Origin of the sequence: Streptomyces yokosukanensis (assembly GCF_001514035.1) — a bacterium.
In the GTDB taxonomy this organism is placed as follows: Bacteria; Actinomycetota; Actinomycetes; order Streptomycetales; family Streptomycetaceae; genus Streptomyces; species Streptomyces yokosukanensis.
This window is the reverse complement of record NZ_KQ948212.1, coordinates 1-1548: the sequence shown is the minus strand read 5'-3', so window position 1 is coordinate 1548 and position 1548 is coordinate 1. Positions and strand designations below refer to the sequence as shown.

The 1548-nt window shown below is 68.9% G+C and carries 1 pseudogene; it reads right to left on the bottom strand.

Annotated features, from left to right (window positions below):
- Window positions 1-1531: pseudogene (locus tag AQI95_RS17900) on the bottom strand (condensation domain-containing protein); the annotation flags it as partial.
- Between the last annotated feature and the right edge of the window lie 17 nt (window positions 1532-1548).

Sequence of the window (1548 nt, the reverse complement as noted above, 5' to 3'; positions counted from 1 at the left end):
CACTGATCGGGACGGTGTCGCCGCGGTAGCTGGCCACCTTCGGCCGAGGCCGGTCGAAGGGCAGCTCGAGCTGGTCGGGAATCCCGTCCAACACGCTTGTCCAGAAGGACAGTTGCCGGCTCACCAGAGAACTGGGGTCTTCCTCCGCACCGAGGAGCTCGCGCTGCCACAGGGTGTAGTCGGCGTACTGCACCGGGAGCGGGGACCACGCCGGTGCCCGGCCCTGGAGCCGGGCACGGAACGCGGTCTCCACGTCACGTCCGAGTGGCCCCATCGAGGCGCCGTCGCTCGCGATGTGATGCACGAGCAGCAGCAGGACGTGCTCGTCGGGGCCGACGGTGAACAGCGTCGTCCGAAGCGGGAGCTCGGCGGCCAAGTCGAATGCGTACTGTCCCGCGCCACGGAGCGCTGTCTGCAACTCGCTTACAGCGCATGTAACTTGGTGCAGCCTTACGTCGACGGCGTCCGTTCCCAGCACTACTTGGGCTGAGCTTCCGTCGATCTCGTGGAAGACCGTCCGCAGGCTCTCGTGCCGTACCACCACATCGTTCAACGCCCGTTCGAGGACATCCGCGTCCAGGTCCCCGGTGATCCGGAACGCCACCGGGACGTTGTACGTGGCATTCGCACCCTCCAGCTTGTTCAGGAACCACAGCCGGTTCTGCGCCGGTGACAGCGGGATCCGTGTCGGACGCTCCGTCGCGGTCAACGCGGACCTGGCTGAACCCGCTTCCGCGATCTGGGCGGCGAGGGTGGCGATGGTGGGTGCTTCGAAGAGGGTCGGTACCGGCAGTTCGACGCCCAGGGTCGAACGGATGCGGCTGATGAGGCGGGTCGCGAGGAGGGAGTGGCCGCCCAGTACGAAGAAGTTGTCGTCGATTCCGATCGTGGGCACGCCCAGGATCTCGGCGAACAGGCCGCACAGGATCTCCTCCTGTGGGGTACGCGGTGGGCGTCCGGTTCCGGCGGCGGGCAGGTCGGGGGCGGGCAGGGCCCGGTGGTCGACCTTGCCGTTGGTGGTCAGCGGGAGCCGGTCGAGGACCATGAACGTGGTGGGGACCATGTACTCCGGCAGCAGACCGGCCGCGTGCGCGCGCAGGGCTTCGGTGTCCAGGGCGTCGTTTCCGGCCTCGGCGACCACATAGCCGACGAGGCGTTTGTCGCCCGGCTGGTCCTCACGCGCTATGACTGCGACCTGTGCCAGCCCGGGGAAGCGGCCCAGTACGGCTTCGATCTCGCCGAGTTCGATGCGGAAGCCGCGGATCTTGACCTGGTCGTCGGCCCGGCCGACGAACTCCAGCAGGCCTTCGCCGGACCAGCGGGCCAGGTCGCCGGTGCGGTACATGCGGCTGCCGGCCGGGCCGAAGGGATCGGCCACGAACCGCTCCGCCGTCAGGTCCGCACGCCCGAAGTACCCCCGGGCCAGCCCCGCACCCGCCAGATACAGTTCCCCGGCCACACCTGAAGGGACCAGCGACAGCGTGTCGTCCAGGATGTAGGCGCGCATGCCGTCCAGCGGACGCCCGACCGGAATCGGCGCCGGCACCA